Origin of the sequence: Bradyrhizobium sp. DN3 (assembly GCF_041357655.1) — a bacterium.
Lineage (GTDB): Bacteria > Pseudomonadota > Alphaproteobacteria > Rhizobiales > Xanthobacteraceae > Bradyrhizobium.
Genome location: NZ_JAULLN010000029.1, coordinates 71,259 through 96,121 on the forward strand (window position 1 = coordinate 71,259; position 24,863 = coordinate 96,121).

General features: G+C 56.7%; 19 protein-coding genes and 2 pseudogenes. 12 read left to right on the forward strand and 9 right to left on the reverse strand.

Annotated elements, in window-relative coordinates; all coding sequences use genetic code 11:
- Positions 1-98: 98 nt before the first annotated feature.
- Positions 99-1,247 (reverse strand): aminotransferase-like domain-containing protein, encoded by a 1,149-nt coding sequence (locus AAE027_RS32525; protein ID WP_370989947.1) that lies wholly within the window; start codon positions 1,245-1,247, stop codon positions 99-101.
- A 460-nt stretch (positions 1,248-1,707) separates the two neighbouring features.
- On the opposite strand from AAE027_RS32525, the pseudogene AAE027_RS32530 reads away from it, so the two are divergent.
- From AAE027_RS32530 to AAE027_RS32570, 9 genes and pseudogenes are all read left to right on the forward strand, one after another.
- Positions 1,708-2,076: pseudogene (locus tag AAE027_RS32530) on the forward strand (ATPase, T2SS/T4P/T4SS family); the annotation flags it as partial.
- Positions 2,077-2,234: 158 nt separating this feature from the next.
- Positions 2,235-3,013 (forward strand): annotated as a pseudogene (locus AAE027_RS32535) (conjugal transfer protein TrbE); the annotation flags it as partial.
- A 657-nt stretch (positions 3,014-3,670) separates the two neighbouring features.
- A complete protein-coding gene (locus AAE027_RS32540) occupies positions 3,671-4,522 on the forward strand; it encodes a hypothetical protein (protein ID WP_370989945.1) in 852 nt (283 codons plus the stop codon).
- Complete coding sequence (locus AAE027_RS32545; RefSeq protein ID WP_370989943.1) at positions 4,497-5,108, forward strand: hypothetical protein; 612 nt, start codon at positions 4,497-4,499, stop codon at positions 5,106-5,108. Before AAE027_RS32540 ends, AAE027_RS32545 begins: the two co-directional genes overlap by 26 nt.
- 580 nt (positions 5,109-5,688) lie before the next feature.
- Positions 5,689-6,447 carry an MFS transporter gene (locus AAE027_RS32550; RefSeq protein WP_370989942.1) on the forward strand — a complete coding sequence of 253 codons (759 nt, stop codon included), beginning with the start codon at positions 5,689-5,691 and terminating at the stop codon, positions 6,445-6,447.
- A 983-nt stretch (positions 6,448-7,430) separates the two neighbouring features.
- Positions 7,431-8,042, forward strand: coding sequence for a CDP-alcohol phosphatidyltransferase family protein (locus AAE027_RS32555; protein ID WP_370989941.1), 612 nt, complete (start codon positions 7,431-7,433; stop codon positions 8,040-8,042).
- 29 nt (positions 8,043-8,071) lie between these two features.
- Entirely contained in the window at positions 8,072-8,854 is a 783-nt protein-coding gene (locus AAE027_RS32560; protein WP_370989940.1) for a formyl transferase, read from the forward strand.
- Positions 8,855-9,093: 239 nt separating this feature from the next.
- On the forward strand, positions 9,094-10,995 hold the full coding sequence (asnB, locus tag AAE027_RS32565; RefSeq protein ID WP_370989939.1) for an asparagine synthase (glutamine-hydrolyzing): 1,902 nt from the start codon (positions 9,094-9,096) through the stop codon (positions 10,993-10,995).
- 247 nt (positions 10,996-11,242) lie between these two features.
- Positions 11,243-12,994, forward strand: a complete 1,752-nt coding sequence (locus tag AAE027_RS32570) for an aminotransferase class I/II-fold pyridoxal phosphate-dependent enzyme (RefSeq protein ID WP_370989938.1) — start codon at positions 11,243-11,245, stop codon at positions 12,992-12,994.
- A 263-nt stretch (positions 12,995-13,257) separates the two neighbouring features.
- Here AAE027_RS32570 and AAE027_RS32575 read toward each other — a convergent pair whose 3' ends face one another.
- From AAE027_RS32575 to AAE027_RS32600, 6 genes are read right to left on the reverse strand one after another with little or no spacing between them, the layout of a single operon-like run.
- Positions 13,258-13,971 (reverse strand): peptidase C39 family protein, encoded by a 714-nt coding sequence (locus tag AAE027_RS32575; protein WP_479714257.1) that lies wholly within the window; start codon positions 13,969-13,971, stop codon positions 13,258-13,260.
- A 9-nt stretch (positions 13,972-13,980) separates the two neighbouring features.
- The gene (locus AAE027_RS32580) at positions 13,981-14,886 is read right to left on the reverse strand and encodes an ABC transporter permease (RefSeq protein WP_370989937.1); all 906 of its coding nucleotides are present in this window, start codon (positions 14,884-14,886) and stop codon (positions 13,981-13,983) included.
- Positions 14,887-15,822: an ABC transporter permease gene (locus AAE027_RS32585; RefSeq protein ID WP_370989936.1), complete on the reverse strand. Its 936-nt coding sequence runs from the start codon at positions 15,820-15,822 to the stop codon at positions 14,887-14,889.
- A gap of 4 nt (positions 15,823-15,826) precedes the next feature.
- The gene (locus AAE027_RS32590; RefSeq protein WP_370989935.1) at positions 15,827-16,726 is read right to left on the reverse strand and encodes an ABC transporter ATP-binding protein; all 900 of its coding nucleotides are present in this window, start codon (positions 16,724-16,726) and stop codon (positions 15,827-15,829) included.
- Between the two features lies 1 nt (position 16,727).
- On the reverse strand, positions 16,728-17,744 hold the full coding sequence (locus tag AAE027_RS32595; RefSeq protein ID WP_370989934.1) for an ABC transporter ATP-binding protein: 1,017 nt from the start codon (positions 17,742-17,744) through the stop codon (positions 16,728-16,730).
- A gap of 57 nt (positions 17,745-17,801) precedes the next feature.
- Positions 17,802-19,247: an ABC transporter substrate-binding protein gene (locus AAE027_RS32600; protein WP_370989933.1), complete on the reverse strand. Its 1,446-nt coding sequence runs from the start codon at positions 19,245-19,247 to the stop codon at positions 17,802-17,804.
- A gap of 359 nt (positions 19,248-19,606) precedes the next feature.
- Between AAE027_RS32600 and AAE027_RS32605 the strand changes: the two genes are divergently transcribed.
- Both AAE027_RS32605 and phnF read left to right on the forward strand, forming a co-directional pair.
- Positions 19,607-21,085 carry an alkaline phosphatase family protein gene (locus tag AAE027_RS32605; protein WP_370989932.1) on the forward strand — a complete coding sequence of 493 codons (1,479 nt, stop codon included), beginning with the start codon at positions 19,607-19,609 and terminating at the stop codon, positions 21,083-21,085.
- Positions 21,086-21,126: 41 nt separating this feature from the next.
- Positions 21,127-21,906: a phosphonate metabolism transcriptional regulator PhnF gene (phnF, locus tag AAE027_RS32610; RefSeq protein WP_370989931.1), complete on the forward strand. Its 780-nt coding sequence runs from the start codon at positions 21,127-21,129 to the stop codon at positions 21,904-21,906.
- A 287-nt stretch (positions 21,907-22,193) separates the two neighbouring features.
- Here phnF and AAE027_RS32615 read toward each other — a convergent pair whose 3' ends face one another.
- Positions 22,194-22,970 carry a phosphocholine cytidylyltransferase family protein gene (locus tag AAE027_RS32615; RefSeq protein ID WP_370989930.1) on the reverse strand — a complete coding sequence of 259 codons (777 nt, stop codon included), beginning with the start codon at positions 22,968-22,970 and terminating at the stop codon, positions 22,194-22,196.
- A 333-nt stretch (positions 22,971-23,303) separates the two neighbouring features.
- Complete coding sequence (gene aepX, locus AAE027_RS32620; protein WP_370989929.1) at positions 23,304-24,161, reverse strand: phosphoenolpyruvate mutase; 858 nt, start codon at positions 24,159-24,161, stop codon at positions 23,304-23,306.
- A 608-nt stretch (positions 24,162-24,769) separates the two neighbouring features.
- Here aepX and AAE027_RS32625 point away from each other — a divergent pair.
- Positions 24,770-24,863 (forward strand): LuxR C-terminal-related transcriptional regulator (locus AAE027_RS32625; protein ID WP_479714258.1); only part of this gene is annotated, 94 nt, incomplete at its 3' end.

Sequence of the window (24,863 nt, forward strand, 5' to 3'; positions counted from 1 at the left end):
GAAGATGAAGTACGCCGTCAGCGAGGCCTTTGCCCGGGTCAATATCGCCCGAACCCGCGACGCGAAGCTCGGAGGCAATTGTCTGCTGTCACGTTAGGTTAAGGAAGAGCGCGGCAAATTCTGGATATTGCTTGTTCCAAGACCGAGCGTGTCTCGGGATTGCCGATGCCGATTCTGATTGCTTCCGGTGGTGTCCAGCCATCACCGGCATAGGAGGCGCTGACTGCAACCTGAACGCCGTCCTCCAGAAGTGCAGCAGCTATTTCGCTGCTTGATACGTACTTCAGCGGCATCCAAACGTGGAGGCAACCTGGGTCACTGGCCAGGGGCTTATCCTTCAGGCCGCTTACCACCAAGCGATGGCGCGCCGCGAGTTCGTCCTTTACGGCAGCAAGGATTGCGAGATCGGCGCCATTCGAAATCAGTTCAGTCATCAGCCCTGCGCTCATCGGGCTTGCCATCCAATATGTTGCTCGGAGGCCGGGCCAGAATACCCGCGCCGCTTCAGCCACATTCGGTGCGACCACGAACGCCAGCTTTAAGCCCGTCGAAAAGCTCTTTGCCGTTCCAAGCAAATACCAGGAAAGCTCAGGCACGAGCGATGAGATAGGTGGAAGGGGCGATTCCGCAAGCAAGCTGTAGATATCATCTTCAATGAGTCGGACCTGGTAACGGCGCGCGATCTCAGCAATCTGTTGTCGGCGGCCAAGAGACATGGTGACAGTGGTCGGATTCTGATAGGTAGACAGCAAGTAGAGAGCGATTGGCCGTTTCTGCTGACAAATCTCGCTGAACGCTTCGGGATTGAGGCCATCCCCGTCGATTGCAACGTCGACGACGGAGATACCGTAGCGCGCTGCGAACGAGCGGACTGGTGAATAGCTCAACCGTTCGATGGCAAGCGGCCGCCCGTTTCCAACGATGCCTGGAAGAAGCACCTGAAGTGCGGCTTGAGTGCTGTGGGTGAGGATTACTCGATTCCGATCTGGTATTGCCCCGAGGCGGCGCCCGACAAAACGAGCCCCTTGCTGTCTGTCATGGTCAGTGCCCATCCAGCGATGCGTGGCCATCAATTCGGCTGGAAGACTTTCGGCCAAAATGCGGTTCAGGGCCTTGAAGACCATCGCATTGAAAATCTCGGGAACTGGTGGAGGGTGGTTCAGCGTGAGCCGGATCACCCCGTCAGGGGAGATCGCTCTATCTCTGGCTTCTTGTGAGCTCGGGCACGGGAGCGTTCTCGCGTCCATGGTCAATATCTCCGAGAGCAATTGCTACGGCCAGAGACCAATGGGACGACGGCCGCGCCCACCGTGGTTTGCGCCGGTATTCCCCAGTTGTTTGCTCTGGTCACATGCACAAACGGAACGATCAAAGCGCGCGAATGAATCGGGGTCATCGTGTTTCGCGTACGCGCCGCAAATGCACCGAGACAAACGACGCCAGACGCAATCGGAATCTGGTACTCCCGAAATGACTGAGCTGGCCCAAACTTGCTAAGGCGGACATATGCTCGCGACAAGCGGTACCCGCGAGACGTTGCCTCCCCCTCAGCTCCACCGGCAAAATGTATGGTTGCATGCAGGTAGCTCGACTTGATCACAGCGTTCGAGAGTGAGTGCCATTTTTTCACAAATCCGGTCAACTACCGGCGTTGGTAGTGAACGGCGGCCTGAGGTCGATTTGGGTTGACGATTGACAGCCGCATCTGAGGCACAGGGCAGTGAAGTATTAGAACTCATCACAGCCTGAGGCGCCGGCCACCCCGAGGGAATCGGAACGATTCACGCAAGCACGGCGCTGGGCGCGCTCCGCCGCCTCGAGCAGCTGACCCAGGAAGCCGTCATCACCGTTCCCAAAGCGCTGATCGCGAGACGATTAATGTCGTCGCGGCGCGGCGCGGCCGCGAACGTCGCCTCGCCGAACTTCGCTCTAGCTGCCGGCCTCGATCCGGCCACCGGCGATTACCGTGTCGAGTCCGCCGAGGCGGGCGCCAAATCCTCGTCCCCGAGCCCCCTCGTGATTCAGTTTCCTTCCGCAATCCGTGGAGTTCGCCGCCGATTCACCGACGTGCTCTGATCTCCATTGCGTTTGCGCCCGCGGCATACGCCTCCGGCTCATCGACGCTCTGGAGACGCCGCTCAGGGCCGTGGGCCACCGCCGCGGCCAGCTGGGCGGCCAAGCGCGACCCGCAGGACGTCGTCGCTATTCGTCTTATCTCGCAACATGAGGCTTCCATGCTTAACCTCGCCGAATATCGCAATCGCCCTGCCAGCCTTCCCGGCTCTCTGCCCTGGGCCGCGCTGGTCGAGCGAGGTGTGGTCCTCAATTAGGACGGATCGTTCCAACGGACGGCGCGCTTCGGTGGTCCAGATCTCGATAGCACGAGGCCTGCGGACGTAGTCGGCGTGATGGTCCGCCTCAACAACGCGTTGCGCTGTCTCGGCTGAGGCTCGGCCATCTATGCCGAAGCCCAGCGCACCGCCGCCCGGACCTATCCGCACAGCGCCTTTCCGGATGCCGCATCGGCGCTGGTCGATCTGGAGCGGCGCGATACTTTCGAAGAGGCCGGGGTGCATTGAGAGCCGCTATTTCCTGCCCTTCGTCTGGCTGCCGCTGGGAGGACGAGGCCTGGCTCTATGAGGGCCGCGCGCAGAGCGGCGTCGATCCTCACGAACTGCTGCGTGGCTTCGTCGATCGGACCAACCGCATCCTGCACCTGATGGAAGCGCTCATGCCCAAGGTGGCGTGGCTCGATGACGGGGAGACGCTGGCCTACCTGCATTCGACCATCTGGACGCGGCAACAGCGCGTACGCGTTCCCGAGACGTCGATGCATCTCGACGCGCTGCCCGCGGACGAGCCGCTCGACGGTGGCCTCGAGCCGCGCCTCGGCAGCCATCAACTTCGCACGCTCACGGTGGTCGGTTTTCCGAGCGCGACGCGTCCCGGGATCCTCTATGAGGCCTCGACACCGATCGATAGCGACGCAGCCAACAGGGCCGCCGATGCCGATCGCCATGCAGAAACTCGGTCAGTCACTTCGTCTCTTTTGTCCTTTGCGAGGAACGTTCGATTCCACATTTTGCTGATCCCACCAGCAGCTTGTTTAGATACTGTTTGGCCAGTGTGCGCTCCTCTTCCGGCGGCGATTTCGTTAGATCATGAGGATGGCAAAAGCCTCGCCAACGATAAGACAAAGCGATACGCCGCTTTGTCTGGTTTGTTGGGTTCGCGACACAGGTGTTTCAGCCAAGCACGTGTTCGCCTCAGAGTCGAACCGACTGAGAAGCAATCAAAAAAGGGTTGTTCGGCGCAATCAGCTAAGTGGCACGAGTCTTGAAGCTCTTCCTTGCGGCGCGGCAGGAGCTGCCGGCTGGCATCATGTCCGGGATTACCGTCATGGGAGGCACGGAGGAGGAGAGCGGCATGTCGCATGCTATCGGATGATGGGCATGGCCGAGTTCATGACCTCCGACGGTATGCGTGGGGTCCTTGTCGATCTCGGGAAGAAGATTTTGAAGATTGTCTCCAGCCGCTCTCTTTGCACGTCGAGTGCTGGCCTAGCAGGGTTCAAGAGTTTGTGCGGTCGGGGTTTCTCTTGGTTCCTTCCTAGACGTCAGCAATGCGATCCGCTTCGGCTCTTCGCTAAAGCGTTATAGGAGGTGCTTGCATGAGCTTGGATATTGATTGCGATGGCGCGCCACATGATAGCCCCGCCGCAGGTCAAGTTTTCCGCGATCTTGGCCTTGAACCGATCATTAATTGCACCGGCGTGCGTACCTCCTACGGCGGATGCAATCCAACGCAATCTGTGATCGCCGCGATGGAAGCCTCGGGTCGAGGCTTTGTCGTTCTGAATGAATTGGCGGAAGCGATTGGACGGAAATTGGCTGCGCTCACCGGTGCCGAATGGGGGCTCGTGACCGCTGGAAGTGCAGCAGCAATAAGCCAGGCTGTTGCTGCTTGCGTAGCGAGTAACGATCCAGAAAAGATGCTGAAGCTCCCGTTACGAGGCGAGAAGGTGGTGGTTGTCGCTGCTGATCAACGGATGGCTTACGAGCATGCAATTCGAGCAGTCGGTTGTATGGTGCTTCCTATCGGCCATGTCTCAGACTTGGACCAGCTTCCAATTGAGAACATCGCAGCAATATGCGTTGTTGCCTCAGATATTCCAAAGTCGGTCTTGCCCTTCGAAGAAATCGCCCTGCGCACCAAGCAACTGGGAATTCCGCTGATTGTGGACGGGGCCGGAGAAGCCCCAAAAGTTCCCAACGTTTGGCTTCAAAACGGGGCCGATCTGCTGATTCATTCAGGCGGGAAGTATATCAGCGGACCGCAATCTACCGGCTTCTTACTTGGCTCGGAAAGATTATGCAGAGCGGCGTACCTGAACGGACCTCCTGGCCAATCGTTTGGTAGGTCAATGAAGGTCGGTAAAGACGAGATCATTGGCGCTTACGTCGCGTTGGAGCAATGGGTTATGGGAGAGGCCGCTCGTGCGATGGAAAGATGGCGCGAGTGAGAAGCGCGAATTTTTGAGCGTGCCTGGCCTCTCTGTCGAAGAGATAGAACCAGATTTTGCATTCTGCAATCCGCGAATAGCGGTTTCTTGGCAGGTTAAAACAATCCCAGTAAACGCCGACGTGATCGTCAAAAAGCTGGCCAGCGCACGCCCAAGCATTGTGTTGCACGACTGTTGGCAGCGCCCACAACGGATCGTAGTCGATCCGACCAATCCGACCAAAGTCGAAGCCGAGATCGTCGGCCGTTCAATCATTCATGCTATTGGAGAACCTCCTTTAGCGCCAGCCGCGCCACCACAGGAGGACTTTGAGGAGCTAGCAGGAGCATGGAAGGTCTTTATCGATTTTCTTCACGGCAGCGCTGTACATGAGTTGGTCCTGCTACAGGATGGTCAAAATATTACGGGCACCCACATCGGCGCCGAGGTCTCGAGTAACTGCCGAGGCGAGATAGTTGGACCAAAATTGAAGCTGTTTTCACAATTGCCGGGCGATCCCTTGGGCTTGGACTACGAGTTCGAGGGGACTCTTTGCGACGGCGGCCTGACAGGGGTCGTTCACTTGGGCGCGTCCGCAGCCAAGTAGGTAGCGGCATGACCTTTAAGCGGCAATTCGGACAAGCGAGTTGGCGCGCTAAGCGTACTTGAACAAATCACGCCGATGGAGAAAAAGTGCAAGTCGCTAGGAAGCGGTCTTTTAAAAGCAAGCCAATCAAACCATGCTCGCATACTTTCAATAGCCGTAGCCAAGCTGATTGGTGCCACTTTGACTAATGCGCCCCGACCGTTTGATAGGTTGTGTTGGTGCAGACCACGGTTGGATCGAGGTCTACCAGGGAGGTGCGTCGCCGAGGCGTCAGAATTAACCCGACCTCTTTAAAACGGTGGTCGAAAGTCGGCCTGCCACGTAGTTCGTATCAACACCATGTCTGGAATAAAAATGATCGGACGAAATCGGTGACGAGCGGATCCTATCTTTCGCAGGTGATCCGTAGCAGGTGAGGCATTAGGCGATATGCGACCTCCAGGCACGAGAACCGAACCGAGAAGATCACTACCCATCCGGAAGGATGATAGAGTCGTTGTTGTGGCACTGGGCGGTGCAGAAATCATCAGCTACGCACACTTTATTATTGCGTGGCTGTCGTTGGCAAAAGAGGCTTCCCGTGACCTCGCAGTCACAGAGGAGTGGATATTCGCTTGTTTCTCCTTTGGCATTGTTTGCCAGTGCGCTGATGTCCCTGGTTGCCGGTCGCCTCATGGATCGATACGGCGCAGGCGAAAGTATGAGAGCCGCCTCACTCGCGCGTGGTGCTAGCCTGGGAATAGCAGCAATTTCTTGGAATGTGATCGTTTTCGCAATCGCGCTATTCTGTATGCAACTTGCGTCGGCCTTTCTCCTTTATGAGGCTGCATTCGTGTTCTTGGTACAGCGAGATGCGGTTCATGCAAAACGGCAAATTGCTCTATTAACATTGATCGTCGGGTTCTCATCAACGTTGTTCTGGCCGCTGACCTCGTTGTCGCTCACTTTGATATCCTGGAGACAAGTCTGTTGGATCTATGGAGGCTGCAATGTTCTCCTCGCCCTCCCGTTAATCCAATTGGCTCTTGGCAGGTCCTCCGTGAAACGTCGAGATCAGAACAAGGTCCGTGGCCCGCAAGCCCAGTCCCCTTCCAAGCTGATTGATTTTGTCTTGATAACGGTCGGTTTTTCGCTAGCGACATTTGTTTTGTCAGCGTTTCTCGGCCGGATGATCCCGATCCTTTCGTCGATCGGTTTAGACATGCAGGGAGCGTGGGTTTCAGCGCTCTTCGGACCGTCACAGGTCGCAGTACTGCTATTTTCAGGTTCGCTTCCCGAGAGAATATCTCCAATTCAACTCACCATTCTCTCACGTCGGCTATATTCATTATTATATTGACGTCTCACTCTCTCCTCGGAATCGCAATCTTCATTGCTTTGCTTGGGTTTAGCTCTGGTCTAAACAGCATCTGTCGTGGAAGCTTGCCGCTCCCAGCGTTCGGGCAGGACGGGTATGGAGGACGGGTCGGGTTGATCACGGGTTTTCGATTGTCGACGGCGTCTTTTGCGCCCTTCTTCTTCAGTTTCATCCAAAACAACTATGGCATCGTGCTTGCGTTGGCATCTCTAGCGGTCTGCGCAATAGGAAGCACGTTTTCATTCGCACTCGTGAGCGTCCGATCAAAACGGGAGCGAGGCCGTTGAAGAAGTGAGTATCCGCATCAGCTTTGAGGGCTAACCCGACGTGACCGGATGGTCAACAAGTGTCGAATTAATCTCGCGCGGCGTGTCATCTTCGATGGAGAATCGCGAGTTCCTGACAGTTTAGGTCATCACGCCGAAATCGAGGTTAGTCCGTATTCTGGCAGAGCTGTGGTCTGCAAGATGCGGGTTCGCAATCAACTGGGCGGGCCAACTGGAGCGCCGAACGGGGGAGTAGCTCGGCGTCGCCGAGCCGAACTCTAATGATCGGACCGCCGGCTGAAGAGCGGTATGTCGGGATTTTGCCCGTACGTTCGACTTGGCCATCGCGACCGATACCGCCATTCGCCGGGGAGTTCCGCAGCATTTCGCTTCTTTGCCTGGGGCGCGTCAGCAAGCGCCCCTTCACGGTGGCGGTGCTTTGGGGCGGTTCGATAGCAGCGTCTATAGGAGAAGGCCTTACGAGTCAGCCGATCACAAGCTCGAAATCCATCTCATCTTAACTTCGCATGAAGGAAGAGCAGCCGCCTTAGCTTGCCGAACCACTAAGCGGGCCTACTAGAATTGGTAGTTTGCGGACATGTCGGACCTCGCCCAATTTTAGCTGTCGTTGCGGTTGGCAAGCGCGCGCAAGGGCGGTGATTTCGATCGCCCTCGGCAGAACAATAACATCGAGGCTCGATGATCGCATATCTATCTGACCGCGCAAATGCCGTTACTGCCCTGGGGATCCTCTGTTCTGGTGCAGCGATGGGGCTCGTCGCGAGAGGACATCACGAGGCGGGAATAGCGCTCGGACTCTGGGCGATCATCGCTGATGACGTGGATGGCGAAATTGCTCGGCGCACCGAGAATCGAACGAGGGCCACCAAAGCCATTGGTAAAGCTCTCGATGCGTTCTCGGACCTCATTTTTGGATCAGTCATCCCGGCAATTGCCATCGCATCTTTAATCGAGTCTCCAGCATCTCCAGTGTTCACAGCGTTCCTGTTATTGATCGGAGCGCTTCGCCTGGCATATTTTGACTATTTCGGGCTGGACGATCGCGGTTATTCGACCGGTCTACCTCTCTCTTACGGTCTGCCAGTGCTCGCGGCGATCTTGCTAGTTGACCACACTATTGCGCCGCTTGAGTTAGGTGTCGTTCTTCCTGCCGTCTTTGTACCGGTATCGTTGCTCCACATCGCCCCGTTCAAAATCAAAGCCTCAGGTACTCTCGTCCATGCGGTCACAATTGGCGTTGCGATCATTGCGTCCGCCGGGCTGCTTATTACGAGTATAGCGGGCCCATAATCGGGCTTAGAACGTCATAAGGACGACAAATGGCGAGCTTAACGAACGGCCTGGTATTTGCCGGCACCCGGGGACTCGCGACCCGCTGCGTTCTGTTTGTCATCGAGACCTGCGGCAAAGACCACATCTCGGGGATTCTCGGCGCTTCCCGATACGAGAAAACGTGGTGGCGGCATGAAACCGGTGAGGAGCTTTGGGAAGTCGCAGATCGCTTCGGAATACCCTTTTTCGAGTCGATGGACGACGTTCCTCTCGGAAAGTTTCTCGTAAGTGTAATGTGGAACAAGATTTTTCCCGCGCATATCCTCGCGCGCTTTGATGGAGGAGGCATCAATCTCCATCCGGCCCCGCTACCTGAATATCGCGGCAGTTTTGCGCGGACGCATGCCATACTTAATGGCGACAAGAGCTTCGGGGTGACCGTCCACTATCTCTCCGAGCGAGCGGACAGGGGCGATATTATCGGCGAGTTGCAATTCCCCGTGCTGCCTTCAGAGACAGCGCTCTCTTTAGAGACCAGAGCGCAACTTTATGGCTACGCGCTCTTCTGCGAGGTATGGCTGCGTTTGTTGGACGGATCTTTCACCCGGCGCTCCCAAGACGCCGTGATCGCTGAAGATAAGCGCAAGCCTCGCTTCTATCCCATGCGCATGATGACCGAACTCTTGGAATCGGCGGACATTCCGCGCAGCGCCGAACAACTCGAGCAGCTCTATCGCGCCTTATATCTTCCACCACGCATTGAGCCTCCGAAGTGGCTGGTCGAACGAGTCCTGACAAACGAGGTTCGCACGCTCGTTCGGGGTGTTTAACCTCTGGGGCCAAGGTTTGACTTGGCGCGCGGCTCGGCAAGCGATCCGGAATACTTAAGACCTCGCTTCGGAGGACCTTGGCGAAGGCGAAAGTGTTGCCGGCGAATTGCCGCTCAGCGACTGAAGGTGATCTTAGCTCTGGACGGTCTTTTTGTCGCACCCAAGCTATCGAGAGGTGCGAGCGAGCCCGCAACCCTACCGCTTGGGAGCCGGCTTAGCGCGAAAGAGGAGGGCAAGCTGTGTGTGGGATTTGCGGATTCATCGGACGGATCACTGATAAGTCGGTGACCGAGCGGAACCTCGCGCGTTGCGTTCAGACGCTCGCCCATCGCGGGCCCGACGCGAATGGCAGTTGCGTGACGTCCTCCTTTGCGTTTGCGCATCGAAGGCTCGCTATCATCGATCTGGATCCTCGGTCGAATCAACCGTTCCTCGATGAGGAGCTCGGCCTAGCAGTCACGTACAACGGGGAGATCTACAACTACCGTGACTTAAGGCGGGACTTGCTCCGGCGCGGATACCGCTTTCGCACTGAGTCGGATACGGAGGTACTTTGCAAGGCATTTGCTTGTTGGGGAATTGATAGCCTCAAACGTCTGCGGGGAATGTTTGCTTTCGCAATCCACGATCAAAAGACCGGGACAGCGTTCCTCGTCAGAGATCGGCTCGGAATTAAGCCGTTATACTACGCTCGCGTAGATAATGGCTTTGTCTTTGCCTCACAGCCGTCAGCCATCCTGCATTGGCCAAGGGTCCGCTCAAAGCTCGATCCGGTTGGCCTTTCAAGCTTCCTCTCCTACCGGGCCATCTTCGGCGAGAGGACTCTATTTGCAGACGTTCGAAAGCTGCAACCCGGCACCTGGTTGAAGATAACTGCTCAATCGCACGAGCATGCGCGTTGGTGGGATCCAGCTCGCCTCGATGATAGCGTTGATTGCAGTTCTCTCGACGCGTTGATCGGCAGCGCCGTGGAGGAACATTTGGTGGCCGACACTCGCGTCGCAGCGCTGCTTTCCGGAGGGCTGGACTCCAGTATCTTGGCTTTCGAGCTCTCAAGGCAGTCTGCGCAAAAATCGACATGCTTCACTGGAATCGTATGCGGCGACGCGTACGATGAAAGCCCTTATGCTGTCGAGGTAGCGAAATCCCTTAAGCTCCCCCACGTCTTGGTTCGGCTGCCTGCGGCAACGCGTCTAGATGTCGTCAAACGCCTCACCGCATTACGTGGTCATCCAATCGGCATGCACAACGAAGCGGCGATGTATTTGCTTGCGCAGGCGGTCTCCCACTCGCATAAGATTCTCCTTACCGGCGAAGGTGCCGACGAGATATTCCTTGGATATAGCCGAATCTTCAGATTACCCTTTGACCTTCGTCGACAGGCGTTCCTATCCGCTTTGCCGGACGTCATTGGCCGCCCGGCGCGACGTCATCTCGGTCTTCCAAAGTTCGAAGCGAGGGAGTTCGAGTTCTTTCTCGCGCGCTATACCTACTTCCCCCAATCCGAGAAGATGGAACTGGCAACATCGGCATGGAGAAAGGACATCGTTTTCGATGCGGAGCTGATCGATTGGATGAACAATGCCTACAATTCTGGCGGCGCGACTCCGGACGAACGCATAAGGCATTTCTTTGTACGGCATCATCTACCGGCGCTGCTCGAAATGGTCGACAACACCACGATGGCGGCCGGGGTCGAGTCTCGAGTTCCCTTCACAGACCATCGAATCGTTGCGTTGGCTCTGCGCATGTCGTTCTCAGAACATTTGCGTTGGAAGGATCCCTTCGCACCGGTTCGGGCGGCCTTCGCTCCGATTGAGAAATTTAGCGAAACGCTCGACGTCTCCAAGGCTGCATTGCGCACTCTTTACAGTGATCGTCTACCCGCAAGTATCATCACGAGAAAGAAGCGCGGGTTTCCATTGCCCTTGGGTAAGTGGGCGATAGACCAAAGCTCGGCACCCTTTCGTGATCTGCTCTTCGGAGGATCTGCCGCGATCGCTGATTATCTCGATGTTGGCGCTCTCCGGCGATGGTATGCACGCCGCTCTCAAGCGGCGAACGATACATTCGGAAAACAACTGTGGTTGATCTGCAATCTAGAAGTGTTCCTTCGTCAACATCTTCATAGATGTTGGTAGGATGGTTATGATGGCTCTTAGGCGGAACGTACTGATCTGTTAGACGCAGACGCGCTTGTTGCCGCGACAACCTCATCTCTCGAAGAGAAGATCGTATCCGGATCCGTTTTTCGTGAGACAGCGAGCTGCGAGATGGGTCGCGACTCATTGTTTTTGCAGCATGGATCAGAGCACGAGTGTTGCAGCACAAACCGAGGTCATCGATAAGTCCGTCGGTGACTGCGTGAGAAACGGCGGAGTTGATGCAATGGACGAGAAGTTGGCTGTCACCGCTGTAATACTCGATTTCGCGGCAGAACGTACAGTGTTCACATGGAAAGGACAGACCATAGTACCCTTGGCGCTTATCGAGGGGGAACCATTGGTCCAAAGAACATTGCGGCAACTCGAAGACGCTCGTGTCGCAAGGATTATCGTGGTCCACGCCTCTGACGAGGTGCGAAAGGTCGCCGAAGGTTCGCACATGGGCGCCGCTGAAATCTTCGTCGTCGACGACCTGGATTCGGCTGATCACCTGAAGGCAGTACTCGCATCCTCTGAGCCTCATTCGAGAGTTGCAGTCTTCATCGTCGCCGCGAACGTGGCGTTCGCGGATGGTGTAATAAAAGATTTTATCTCAGCGCAGACCTCCCACCCTTGCAGGAGACGGCGCGTTCTCATTGAGGCGCCCTCACACGGGGGAAAGAAGGCCGCTTTGCCCACAAGCCAGCCGACGTTGAGCTACGTGGGCGAGGCTATGAGTCCGAGTCTCGTGGGCTGCGTCCGCGCAACCGCAGGCTCGTTGATGGAACGCGGCGAACTACTCGACCGGCATGACGCAAGTGCCGACGAGACTGCGATCGCGCCAGGAGGGACGGTAAAGGTAATTCGTGACGCTCTGGATCTGGAGATCGCGAATTTTCTGTTTTCTCCAGCGGAGGCGCGATACCATCGAGTTAGCAAAGGATCAGGAGGGTACTGGAGCCGTCCGATCGCGGAACACTTGTTATTGTGCAATTCTTTCTTTCCGCCGGCCCGTTTCTTTGACCGACTCGCCGATCGATTGCGGGATGTCTTGACCTTCTATCCTTCGGGCCAAGAGCATCTGGCAAGGCTCGTCGCGCTCATGACTGGGCAAGCGGCCGAGCACATTGTGGTGGGTAGTGGCGTCACCGACATTATTCAAGCCTTATATGCTGTGATCGAGCCGAGAATTTCTATTCCAACACCCACCTTCGATATGTTACAGATAGCCCTCCCGCCGGAACGCGTGTCCTGTTTCGAGCTTCCTGAGCCCTTCTTTGATCTCGATGTCGATAAGTTTGGCGCATTTTCGCTTGAGCGACAGGCAACCGCCGCGGTTGTCGTGAATCCCAACAACCCATCGGGTCGGCTGGCTAAAGTCGGAGATCTTCGCCGACTTGCGAGCACGCTTGAGTCGGTGAACTCCGGGCTTATTGTCGACGAGTCTTTCATTGATTTTCCGCGCGACGGGCTGCGACAGAGCTTTGAACCGTACGTGGCCCAGCACCCAAACGTCATCATTCTAAAGAGTCTTGGAAAGGTGTGGGGGCTCGGCGGGATCCGATTGGGTTATATGTTGAGCGCCAATACCGAATTAGTATCAAGGGTACGCCAACGGCTGCCCCTATGGAATGTTGACGGTGTTGCGGAATACGCACTTTGGATAATCCCTGAATTCCGCGCCGATTTGCAGGATAGCCTCGAACTAATCCGTGCGGCGCGTGAGCAGCTCGAGGCATCGCTCAGGGAACTGAGCGACTTTGCGATCGTGCCATCCAGCACGAATTTTGTATTCTGCAAGTTGCCGGCGTCGTGGCCATCTGGAAGCGCATTGAAGCGTTGGCTTGTGATCTACCACAATGTGCTTATACGCGAATGCGCTTACCAGACCATGAGGGACGCGGATCGTTATATCCGCCTGTCGGTTCGCTCGCTCGCGGAGAATGCTCGTTTGATCGACGCTCTGCAGAAGGCCACCAAAGTTTCTTGGCCGTAGTGGTCATTCAGGTGCCCACCCCGTCGTCTCCGGCGATATCCGCGGTCAGGCTCACCAGACTTTTTCACTTGAATGACCAACTGGCCGTCCCGGCCTAATGACCTCGCGCCCCTCTACGCATGCGCGGATGAACAGACGAGGACCGCACGACGGGACCGCTCAGGCTCATTGATAGACCTGCAAAATTCACTGCGGCCGTGATGCTGATCATGCTATGTGGTACCTTCAGCGGCGGTGAACGCATCAACGTTGCGCACCTTAGTCTAGAGCTCAGCTCGTTCACGGGAACCACGGCAGGCATTGAACTTCGGAAGGAAAATCTCAAGATTCGTCATTTGGGGAAGGCCCGCAAGAACGACCGCTTTTTCCCGTTTCGGGCCGAACTCGCTCATGCTGGCAAAGCTCGCGTGGTCGACGCCCGTGGCAGTATCTCCCTCGGCGGGATCTTTGAGAGGATCATTGAAGAACACGAATTCGACGTCGGCCCCGGTCACCACCACCCAATGAGTGATCGTTTTGGCTTCGAACTCAATGCTGACCATCACGATAGGATACCACCCCACTGCCATCCATTTCGAGAGGTCGTCGAGGCTGTAAGTGCCAACATGGACAGGGATGCCGCGCTGGTATGCTTCGGCTAGATCTCGCTGCTGGAGAATCTGCATCACCTCCATCTCGCCGTCTTGTGAAGCGCGAGACTCAAGAAAAAGCCCATCGTGGCTCACGACAACAAGCGCGGCGAAGCCGCGGCGTTTGAGGGCTAGTGCCAGACCAATCGGTCCACAGCCGCCGTGAATGGTCGTTGCCTCTCGCCAGATCTCGAGCTCGGCTCTTTCACTGGGCTGATATCGCTCGTCCAGCGCGGACATGACCATCATCAGGGAAGATGGTCCACAGGTGAACTTCCTCTTTTGCCGATACAGAGGGACGTTCCTGACCATTTGATTCTTTGAGCTCTCGAGGTCCGGACGCGACATGACGTCACCTCAGATAGACGTGAAAGATGCTGGGCGAGGTCCCGTCTGGCGCAGAGACTCGCTAATTGTCATGAGTGCGATTGCCGTCGCTGCGATTACGAGTCCCGGCGCGAGGGCGATCCACCATGCGCTCATCAAATAGTCTCTGCCGAACCCCACCATATTCCCCAAGCTGGACATTGGGGGTTGAATCCCCAATCCCAGAAAGCTCAGGGTGCTTTCCAATAGAACCGTCTCGGTGAGCCCAAGGGTCATGCCGACCGCTACGGTAGGCGCACAGGCTGGGAGAATATGCCTTGCGTAGATATGGATCCGCGAAGCATTGTAGGTCCGCGCCGCCGTTACATGGAGCCGATTGCGGGCCGTCAAAGCCAGCCCTCTCGCGATGCGGGCGTGGCGCTCCCAACCGTGCAAGCCTACAAGACACACAAAGAGTCCGAGCGAATTGCCAAAAATCGTTATGACAAGCAGTGCGGTCATCATGAACGGGACGGCAGCCTGCATGTCGACAAGTGCCATGACTCCCTCATCGATCAGTCCCCCAAGCTCGGCAGCGAGGAAACCCAAGGAAACGCCCAGCAGGGTACTTATGAAGGTCCCGCCCGCAGCAATGAGCATGCTGATCTGGATCGAATATATTAAGCGAGCCAGTACGTCCCGCCCGAGCTCGTCAGTGCCCAACAAATGTTCCGGCGTGCCGCCGAAGAATAGCGGTGGCGAAAGTCGTGCATCCAAGGAGATCTCTGCTGGGTGATAGGGGGAGATCACCTGGGCCAGTGCAGCAATCAACAAACATCCGACAATCCACATCGAGGCAACATAGAGTCCCACCTTGGGTGGCTTACGCGCACCGCATCGGCCTTTCGAAGATCGAAAGATGTTCCAAGTCCATTCACGCGCCCAGGCGGTACTCATCTATTTCTCCGAGGACTTCGACCGCGGATCGAGCCAGGTGTAACCGAGATCGACGGCCAAGTTGGTCATGATCATCGCGGTGCCAGCAAGCAGGACAACTGCCTGCACGACTGGAACATCTCTGTTCCCGACGGATGTGACGAAGAGATTTCCGATACCCGGCCATGAGAAGACCGTCTCGACCACTGTCGAACCAGTTACGGCTCCGCCGATGAGCAGGCCAAGTATGGTCAAGATCGGAGCCGCCGCATTGGGCAGTACGTGATGGATCAAGATGCGCCGGTACGGAATGCCACGCGCAAACGCAGCCAACACATAGCGACTATCCAACGATTCGCGAACGGCCACGCGGGTGTACCGGGCAAGCACGGCGGAGCTTGCGGCCGCCATAGTCACTGCCGGCAAAACCAAGCTGCGCCAGCTCTCGGCGTCACCGGTCGGCAACCAATTGAGCTGAATTGAGAACACGAGCATCAAGACGATTGCCAGGAAGAAGCTGGGAACGCATAGCCCCACGACGCTCGCGATAGCGCACGCACGGCCTATGAGCCTCGACGGAAACACCGCGGCAGCTATTCCTCCCGCAATGCCCGTTAACGCTGCCAAAGCAAGAGCAGAGCAGGCGAGTGTCAGCGTCAACGGAAGGTGGCTGAGGACGACACCGAGGGCATCGTGTCGATAGACGTAAGAGACGCCTAAGCTTCCTCGGGCAACGTTACGGAGATAGGCCAGGTATTGCGCCAGCATCGGGCGGTCGAGCCCCAATTCGCCCGAGTATGCGGCGCGCATGTCCGGGGTGGCGTCCGGCCCAAGAAAGACGGTTACCGGATCGCCCGCGCAGCGCATAAGAATGAATACGCTTGTCACCATCAGAACGAGCGTGATCAATGCGCGGGCGATTTTGCTCGCAAATACCTTCTGGTCGTTGCGCCTCATGCGGTTATGACCTCTCCGCCGACAAGTGCCGACGCTCTCCGGGCTGCGAACAACGCGCGGGTGACGCCATCTCACTCCCGAGTTCAGAATTGGGCACCGCCCTGAGCAGGGACTTCATGTAGTCCGTCTTTGGCTCGAGCAGTACCTCATCGCGTGAACCGCTCTCAACGATGCTTCCGCGCTTCAGGACGGTAATTTCTGAGCAGAGGTAGGCCACGGATCTGATATCATGGCTGATGAATAAGAGGGACAGGCCCCGGCTGTCACGCAGATCCGACAGAAGGTTCAGGATCTGGGCTTGAACAGTCATGTCAAGTGCAGAGACGGGCTCGTCACAAATCAGAACCTCGGGGTCGAGAATAAGCGCTCGCGCTATATTGACCCGCTGCGCCTGTCCGCCGCTTATCTGATGCGGCAACTTGCCAAGGATCTCGCCCGATAAGCCGACGGCGGAAATTGCTGCAGCGAGCCGAGCCTGACTATCGGAAGACTTCATCTTGAAGTTTACAAGCAGAGGCGCGATGATTTGTTTGCCGATCGGGGTGGCTGGGTTCAATGCGTCGAGAGGGTTCTGAAAGACAGGTTGGACACGCAGGCGGAATGCAGCCAATCGATTCGGCGTCAGCAACTCGCCGTCAAAAAGGATCTGGCCCGCTTGTGGCGCTGTCAGCCCAAGCAGAAGCTTCGCGATGGTGCTTTTGCCGCTGCCGGACTCCCCGATCAGCCCATGGGCTTTCCCATGACGGATGCTCATGTTGATGTTGCGCAGCCTCGAGCCGCCGAGGATCTCCGCAGCGGAGCGGCGAGGAGCCCGGTAACAAGAATCGACATTGCGCAGTTCGAGGATCGGTTCCGAGGACGCGCGCGCTGTACGAAGTCGAGGCGGCCCGATTGGCGAGGTCATTTCATGCCTCCAAGTTGTGGCATGCCACCAGCTGTTGTGGAATGCCCTGCATCCCGGGCCTCATGTGTTGGCACAGGTCCAGCGTTCCGGAGCACCGAGAGGCGAAATGGCAGCCGTCTTGGCGCTGAGTAGGTTCAGGGAGGCTACCTGCAGAGCTGTGCAGACGGCGGGGATGCCCCGAAAGTGGGGGGACAGCGGAGAACAGCGCGCGTGTATAGGGGTGCAGGGGAGTTCGAGCGACGAGATCGGCGCGCCCGATTTCGACCAACTGCCCGGCGTAGAGAACGCCGATGCGATCCGACCGCTGCACGGCAACTCCCAGATCATGGGTCACAAAAAGGATTGTCATGTCTGAGCGCAGCCGCTCGAGCAAGTCGAGAATCTGCTTTTGCGTGGTTACGTCAAGAGCCGAGGTCGGCTCATCTGCGATGAGAAGCTTCGGCTTCATCGCGAGCGCCATTGCAATCATGACGCGCTGATTCATTCCGCCGGACATCTCGTGCGGATATTTTTTCATCGTCTCTTTGGGATCTTCGATCCCCACATCGCAGAGTAGATCTGCAGCTTTTTCGCTGGCCTCTCGCTTGCTCAAGCCACCGACAACCTGGACAGTCTCCCGAAGCTGGAATCCAATGGCCCGAACCGGGTTAAGGTATAGACTTGGCTGTTGGTAGATCATCGCACGCAAGCGCCGATCGACATCGGCAAGAGGCCTGCCTTCAAAGTGAATATCCCCGAGACATCTCAGCTCGGAACTTGCTAATCCCATGATGGTCGAACACAAGACACTCTTTCCGCTGCCACTTTCGCCAACAAGCGAGAAGAACTCACCTTTCCGCAAATCGAACTGAATGGCCTCCAGGAGGCGAGTCTCGGGCCGATCTGCAAGAACAATGGTCAATCCGGTAATGCTGAGAAGCGGCGGGCTGCCAGCCGCGATGGCGGGGCGGCCGGCATGCCCGTGCTCAATGGTTTGGACATGAAGTGCTCCAAGAGCATGCGAACTGGTTTGGCCCATGATTCAACCTTCCGAATGCTTCTTCTTCGTCTGGCCCAAAGCTGTCTCGGCAAACGACTAGGCGTTGATTGCGCCCGGCCGAAAATCCATCAAACCGGTTGGCGTCGGTGTCCACTTGATGTTGGCCCGCTTTCCGAAGAACTCGCCAAGTGAATGAAGCACCGTTCCTGGTGGATCAATCTCGTCGAATATGTCGAGCATCTCTTGATAAGCGCCTCGTCTTTCGACCGTGTCCTGAGCCGTCAGCAAGACCGTCTCCAGCACATTGAATCTGTCGTTCCGCCAATATCCACTCCTCTGAAAGGTGCTCTGAGACCCCCAGCGCGAGACGAACGATGCGGTCGGGTCGGGGTAGTATGTCCCATCGGATGAGTTGTTGACACCGCGGCCTAACCGATCTTCCACTTGGGACCAATTCTCTTTCATTTGAATATCGACGTTCAGGCCGACCGCCTTCCACATTGCTGCGATGGCTTGAGTTTCGATAAGCTCAGCCGTGTAATAGTTTCCGACCGTTTTGAAAGGAATTGCTGCCCCGTTATATCCGGCTTCGGCAAGAAGTCGCTTCGCCTGTTCCGGATTGTACCGAGGGATTGGCCGGTCAGGATTGTAGAGAACGCCGTAAGCAGGGTGTTGATGGGACGGCGGCACACTTATGCGCTTGCGCCAAATACTTTTGACAATGGCCTGCCTGTCGATCGCCAGATTCATGGCGCGCCTTATGCGCGGATCCCGCAACACCTCGTTGGTCGTCGAGTCATAGACCAGCGTGCGGAAGGACATCGTGTCGCCTCCAACGACGTCCAAATGGTTGTCTGCGGTCAGGATATCGAACTGATCAGGCGCTACGGTTGTGATGATATCGAAGTCGCCAGCGCGAAGGCCTGCGGCACGCGCCGCTGGTTCCCGCACCATCCGAAACTCGATCGTCTTCAGCGGCGGCCTTCCACCCCAGTACCCGTCGTGCGCCTCGAGGCGTATGTAGCGATTTTCGACGGCCTCAACGACTCTGTAGGGACCCGCCGCTATGGGAGCCCTGGCCCATCGGTCGAATGTCGCCGCCTTCAGATAGGCCGACTCCGAGACGATGCCGGCTCCATATGATGTCAGGCGTTTGGCAAAAACAGGATCGGGCGTCTTGGTGCTGAACTCGACAGTATGTCGACCAGTCGCCCGCACCGCGCTCATCGATGGAAAGCTGATCTGGCCAACACCATAACCCGGACTGTCCTTTGCCAACATACGCTCCGGACCGAAAGTAAATACGACGTCCTCTGCCGTTAACTCTTGACCATCGTGGAATCTAACCTCTTTCCGGAGAGACACGCGATAGGTAGTGCTGTCGAGAGTCTCGATGCTTTCAGCCAACATCGGCCGAAGCTGCCCGCCCCGTTGATAATCAATTGCGAAGAGCTTGTCGTAAATACTCTCGAGCACCCGGAAGCTCACGAGCGCCGTGGCACGGGGATGGAGCGGGTCGAGCTCGACGCGCAGATCCTGCATTGCGATCCGAAGTTCCGCTCTGCCAGCGTCTTGGGCAAGGACAGAGGTCGATGGGAGCAAGCTCAGCCCACCGATTAGTTTGAGAACCTCGCGTCGGGTACAGGTATCCATCACACAGCCTTTAGTTGCGTCACTACCGATCGCGGCGCCCCTAGTGGACGACGCAGCATCGAGTGCTCACGCTTGGGCGGGGCGGACCGCATGATTGTTTTTCCGAGAAGCGGTTCGCGTGTCGGAGATATAATTCACGCCATGTGACACCATCATGACAGGCCTAGGTGCCTAGGTCGCTCTGGACAAGAAGGCTGGCACCCTCGTACGTTGAGGCTCGCGAGTCGGAGCTGAAAAATGGTGACCGAATGAAATTTGTAATTGTTGTGCTCGATGGCCTTCGTCCTGACCAGCTAGACGAAGCTGTCACTCCCAATCTCGCCGAGCTGTCCAAAATGGGCCTTCGACTTGCCCGCCATACCTCATCTTTTCCCAGTGAGACGCGCGTTTCATCGGCCGCCCTGGCCACGGGCGGCCACTGCTCGGCCCACGGAATCATCGGCAACCGTTTTTTGGCAAACGGTCGGTCGATCGACGGATCTTCGCTCTCGGCGCTCCTGACGCTCGGCAGCCAATGCGATGGCGTCCTCACCGCCACTACGATCGGCGAAGTCTTGGCGGCTCATGGCCGAGCGATGCTGTCGATCGGATCTCAGTCCCAGGGCTCTTTCGGACTTTCGAGCTGGGGAAGTTGGCAGTTGGGCGCGCCGGCATTCTGGGTTCATGCCCCAGCAGAGTTTAGTGACAACGCGGCGGTTCGCCGTATTGCATCGAGCTTTCCAACGCTTCCTCGCGACGAGCGTCCGGCGCTCGCTACCATCGAGCGTGTCACCGATTTGTTCTTCTCGTTTCTTAACGAAGAAGCTCTACCGGAGGTCAGCCTCCTTTGGCTATCGGAGCCGGACATTACATATCACATGTTCGGACTTCAGCATCGTACGGCGCGTGAGGTACTCCGCGAGGTCGATCGGCAGTTCGGGCGTATTCTCGCTTGGTGGACTGAGAAAGGAAAGAACGAAGGAGTTCAGCTTATTGCTGCGTCCGATCACGGACACGCCACCATTGGAGAAAAGGTCTCCGTAATGGACCACCTGCAGCGGTCGGGATTCAAGGTTGGACACGAACTCACGCCCGACGTAGACGCCGCAATAACCGCTCAACGGACTGTAAACATTTGGGTCCGGGACAGAGAGGGCCATCTCCTGACAGAGTTGTATCACAGCCTGTCGGAGGAGCCATGGTTTGGCGTTGCTTTCTCACGTAAGGCCTCCGATGGCGCTCCACTTATCGCCAACACTTTCCCGCTTTCCGCGGTCATGGCCGAACACCAACGAAGCGCGGACTTGTCGTTTGTTCTCGCCGATTGCAGCGCGGCTAATCGGAGCGCTTCGCCCGATGCCGTGTACTACGATGGGACCTATCCGATCGGCGTTGGTATGCACGGAGGGCTTTCGGCGCACGAGCTGTCTTCATTATGCATCCTTGCTGGCGATTCCTTTAGAAGCGGAGTTGTTGCTGCCCCAACCAGCATCGTTGATCTGGTACCGACGATCCTTTCCAGCTTGGGACTGCCGCTACCGTCGACTGTTTGCGGCCGTGTCATCGATGAAGCTTTGCGAGATCGCGAGGACTCAGGTCGGCATGAAGTCGAAGATGCGAGCGTCTCAATTGCCTATTCAGCGCGCCGGGCAACTGTCTTCCGGGAGCTTTACCGACAACGTCTTTATCTAAGGGGAGCGGCCGTAAGCCGGCTGGTAGAACCGAAGGATGATAAACCGGGATGCTAGCCTGGCGCAATCGGAAGCCTCAACCACGGACCATTTGACCTATGTATCAAGGAAAGCGCTGGGAATTTGTTCGATCGAACATCGAAGAAGGTATTGCGTCGAGCCGATTTCGGCCAGGTGAAAAACTTCCGAACGACGTGGAGCTTGCTCTCGAATATGGCGTCAACCGGCACACGGTAAGATACGCCATTCGCGCACTTGAGCAGGAGGGACTGCTCCGGGTCGAGCAGGGGAGAGGCACTTTCGTTGTCGAACATCCCACACCCTATCTTCTTTCCTCTCAAACCCGGCTGACCGATAACCTCCTTTCGCAAGGCCACTTGGCACGTCGTAAGATCCTGTCTGCTGCAACCATACCGGCAGACGAACGGCTCGCCCGCTATCTCGACTTGCAAGCTCGTGACGATGTGCTGCGCATCGACACGCTGAGCTACCAGGACGACCTCCCAATCGTCATTGCGCATAGCTACTTTCCGGCGAAACGCACCCCCGGCCTGCTGGACAAATTTTCTGGCGCCAACTCGATCTCGACGGCTCTCAGGCGCATCGGAATTGACGACTACTCGCAGCAATGGGTGACGATAAGCGCGCGTCTGCCCTCCGCGCAGGAGGCCCGCCTCCTTGGAATGTCCACTTCGGCGCCCGTCTTCGTCAAAGAGAGCCTTGACTGCTCCGGCCGTATTCCGATCAAATTTGGCGAGAATGTACTGTGCGCGCCAAGAATCAGCTTCAAATTCGACTTCAGAGAGATTTGTTCCGCAGAGCAGTCGCGTGCAGGAAAGCCTCGATCCGGAAAAGCGCAAACGACAAAATCGAAATGATCTGCCTCCTTTAAGGTCTAGGTATAGTCCCATCCATGCAGTCAAAGCGGCTGCCGGCCAAATAACTGTGCGCTACCATCATCGCTTGAAGGAGGGAGTTTCACAATGCATGCCGGGACGAACCGCACGCGTTCAGCTGAGTCAATGGGCCGCCGCGCTAGTTGCGGCTCATTACCGTCAAGCTTGCGGTCCTTAGGTGTTGTTGTGGCTGCCGACGTTAGAGGCAGCCGCGAATGTCCTGAAAAGACCCGACGGCAAATCTTCCGTGACCGTCGTGAATCTCACCCCTAGGCGGTTGTATCGGCTTTTGCGAATATGCGCTCGGCAATACGCAGATCTTCCGCGTCATCGATTTCGTACCACCTGAGATCATCGCATCGCACTGCAGCGAGCTGCAGGCCTCGTGTTTCAACGAGATCGGCAAGAAGCTCCTCGGTGTAGACCTGGGTAGCTCCGGACCTGATAATATCATCTAGGGCGGGAATGACCGCCTTCCGCAGAGTAGACGCGGACAGTCGTAGTAGATTCATCGTCTTGTAAAGAGGCGGGCCATCCGCGACGAGATTTTCCGCCGTTTGCTTCAAGCGAAATTCTGAAATGAAGCCAAGATCGGACAACACGACCGCTGATCCCTGCATCAGCTCATGGAAGGGAGCGACAGCAGCCGCGTCCGACGCTTCGCTGACGATCAGGTGCCGCAGTACATTTTCCTCGAAGAAGACGTCGCCCTCAAGAAGAAAGCAGTCTCCGGAAAGGAGAGCGTCACGCGCCAGCCACAGCGAATAGGCGCTGCCGGTACGGTCGTAAACAGAGGATTCGACGTATTTGACTGCGACCCTGTCAAAGCGGCTGCCGCAAGCATCTTGGATCGCGTCTTTGCGATACCCGACAACAATCGTCACCTGTTCCACGCCGACACGCCCGAGATTATGTAGTGCGTTGTGTAGGATGGGAGTGCCCTTAACTTGGACGAGGGGTTTCGGGCCTAGATCCGTTAGCGGCCGCAGACGAGAGCCAACTCCAGCGGCAAGAATGACAGCATTTTTAGGAGTATTCACAGACATTTCATTCGCTTTCTTATCCCGTGTGTGAATCCGTGAGCGTTTTGAACGTCTCTGTTCAGTCTTGGGCGCCGCCGCAGACCTGTCAGATTGCCCTAAGATTGAAAGACGTCGGAATGATCATCATCCGGGGATACCGGCGCATTAGCCGCTATGTAGGGCTTCTTACCAACTGGCCGGGGAAAGTTGTTCCGCCGTGTCAAAGCGTCATCAGGATTACAAAGTCGACTGCGTGTTGGTTGACACTGAAGCAGGACTGACGAGAGGCGAGGGGTGTTCGCATCGCGCGGGCTTTTCAAGAGTACAACGTTAGGTGATAAAACCTGTCACCATAGATTAGCGGGGCGGCAGATATCGCTTTTCGGCCGATGCGAGTTCGTCATACCTCAGAAGCTCGAAGATCTCGCTGACAGAGGCGATATGAGATTCAATGCTCGCAACGCCCTCCTGAGCGGCAATACTATCGCAGACATGCCGCATTGCAGCTGCTGCAGCTCGCATAGAGTGATTGGCCCAGATGACCGTCGAGATGCGCGCATCACGATAGGCTGAGACTGGCGTTCGATAGTATGTCGTCGGAACAATCACAACAGGTAGTCGGTTCCGCCACTCGCTGACAAACGAAAGCATCTCGTCCGCGGTACTCTTTCGCGAGTGAATCAAGATTGCATCGGCTCCTGCGTCGGCATAGGCATGAGCACGCAAGATGGCTTCGTTCAATCCATGGCCGGCGATCAGCGCTTCGATTCTGGCCACGAGAACAAGGTTTTCAGCGACCGTATCCTTCACGGCCCGCAGACGACCGGAGAATTCATCGATATCGGCGAGCGGATGCCGCTCACCAATGAGCGAGTTCATTTTCGGAAAGCAGCTGTCCTCGAGCGAGACGCCCGCCGCGCCACCCTGACGGAGTTTGCGTGCGAGTAGGCGCGCATTGTTGAAATTGCCGAAGCCCCCGTCGCCGTCAACGAGCACAGGTAGCTCGGTCGAGTCCACTATGCGTTCGACGCTCTCGACGAGCTGGGTCCATGAAGCTTCATTGGCATCGCGGTAGCCGAGCGAGGTAGCAATCGACAAGCCAGACGCCCAGAGCCCCTTGAATCCTGAGCGCTGGGCGATTGTAGCGGACAGGCCGTCATGCGCCTCCATCAGAAACGAGAGCTCGCCATTCGAGCAGACCTGGGCACGAAGCATTTCGACAGACGAAGGCCGAGTGCATTGATGACCTGCGTTAGGCCGAACGGATTGTGGTTGATACTGCATACAGAAATCCTGGAGGCCGAGCTTCGATTGGCGCAAACTTCACTGTTCATATCTTTTTGTCGTGATGCCGATCAATGACCAGCGTTGGTAGTTTATTGGGACGCAAAAGCTTGCATGATCGCCATAGGATTGGCACCGAACGCTAGGCTTTCGTTAAGGTGAGGGGCGTCGAGCCGACACGCTGGAAAGGAAAGCTTTGGTGCAAATGAAGGATCTCGGCTCGCGAGCCGGGTGCTACGGCCCTTCACAGAGCATTCACCCTGGCTGGAGAAGCGCCTCGTCAAAAGGTGATATCCACCTCACAGATGTTGACGCAAATATCGACTGCTACGATTGTCGTAAATGCTGCTGTTGCATTTACGACATATGTCGCAATCCCGTCGATAGGGCTGCAGTTGGATGGCAGTCTCCCGAGAATGGGACCGGCAATCTCCCAAGAACTTGTCCTGCCGCGAGAGTTTGCGGGTGCCACTGACTGGCATGGCATTTGCTGATCTCGTTCCTAGTCCTCTCGGGTCCAGGAGAAATTCATGGCGGATATGCAAGAGGTTGTGCTGTCGGAACGGGAAAGACAGTGTTTGCGATGGGTCGAGGAGGGGAAGTCATCCTGGGCCATCGGAGTCATCCTGAAAG

Coding starts and splice junctions, on each gene's coding strand:
- AAE027_RS32570 (WP_370989938.1), top strand. CDS start 11,243: ATGGACGAGAAGTTGGCTGTCACCGCTGTAATACTCGATTTCGCGGCA.
- AAE027_RS32580 (WP_370989937.1), bottom strand. CDS start 14,886: ATGAGTACCGCCTGGGCGCGTGAATGGACTTGGAACATCTTTCGATCT.
- AAE027_RS32575 (WP_479714257.1), bottom strand. CDS start 13,971: ATGTCGCGTCCGGACCTCGAGAGCTCAAAGAATCAAATGGTCAGGAAC.
- AAE027_RS32525 (WP_370989947.1), bottom strand. CDS start 1,247: ATGGACGCGAGAACGCTCCCGTGCCCGAGCTCACAAGAAGCCAGAGAT.
- AAE027_RS32540 (WP_370989945.1), top strand. CDS start 3,671: ATGAGCTTGGATATTGATTGCGATGGCGCGCCACATGATAGCCCCGCC.
- phnF (WP_370989931.1), top strand. CDS start 21,127: ATGTATCAAGGAAAGCGCTGGGAATTTGTTCGATCGAACATCGAAGAA.
- AAE027_RS32590 (WP_370989935.1), bottom strand. CDS start 16,726: ATGACCTCGCCAATCGGGCCGCCTCGACTTCGTACAGCGCGCGCGTCC.
- AAE027_RS32585 (WP_370989936.1), bottom strand. CDS start 15,822: ATGAGGCGCAACGACCAGAAGGTATTTGCGAGCAAAATCGCCCGCGCA.
- AAE027_RS32615 (WP_370989930.1), bottom strand. CDS start 22,970: ATGTCTGTGAATACTCCTAAAAATGCTGTCATTCTTGCCGCTGGAGTT.
- AAE027_RS32595 (WP_370989934.1), bottom strand. CDS start 17,744: ATGGGCCAAACCAGTTCGCATGCTCTTGGAGCACTTCATGTCCAAACC.
- AAE027_RS32600 (WP_370989933.1), bottom strand. CDS start 19,247: ATGCAGGATCTGCGCGTCGAGCTCGACCCGCTCCATCCCCGTGCCACG.
- aepX (WP_370989929.1), bottom strand. CDS start 24,161: ATGCTTCGTGCCCAGGTCTGCTCGAATGGCGAGCTCTCGTTTCTGATG.
- AAE027_RS32605 (WP_370989932.1), top strand. CDS start 19,607: ATGAAATTTGTAATTGTTGTGCTCGATGGCCTTCGTCCTGACCAGCTA.
- AAE027_RS32560 (WP_370989940.1), top strand. CDS start 8,072: ATGGCGAGCTTAACGAACGGCCTGGTATTTGCCGGCACCCGGGGACTC.
- AAE027_RS32555 (WP_370989941.1), top strand. CDS start 7,431: ATGATCGCATATCTATCTGACCGCGCAAATGCCGTTACTGCCCTGGGG.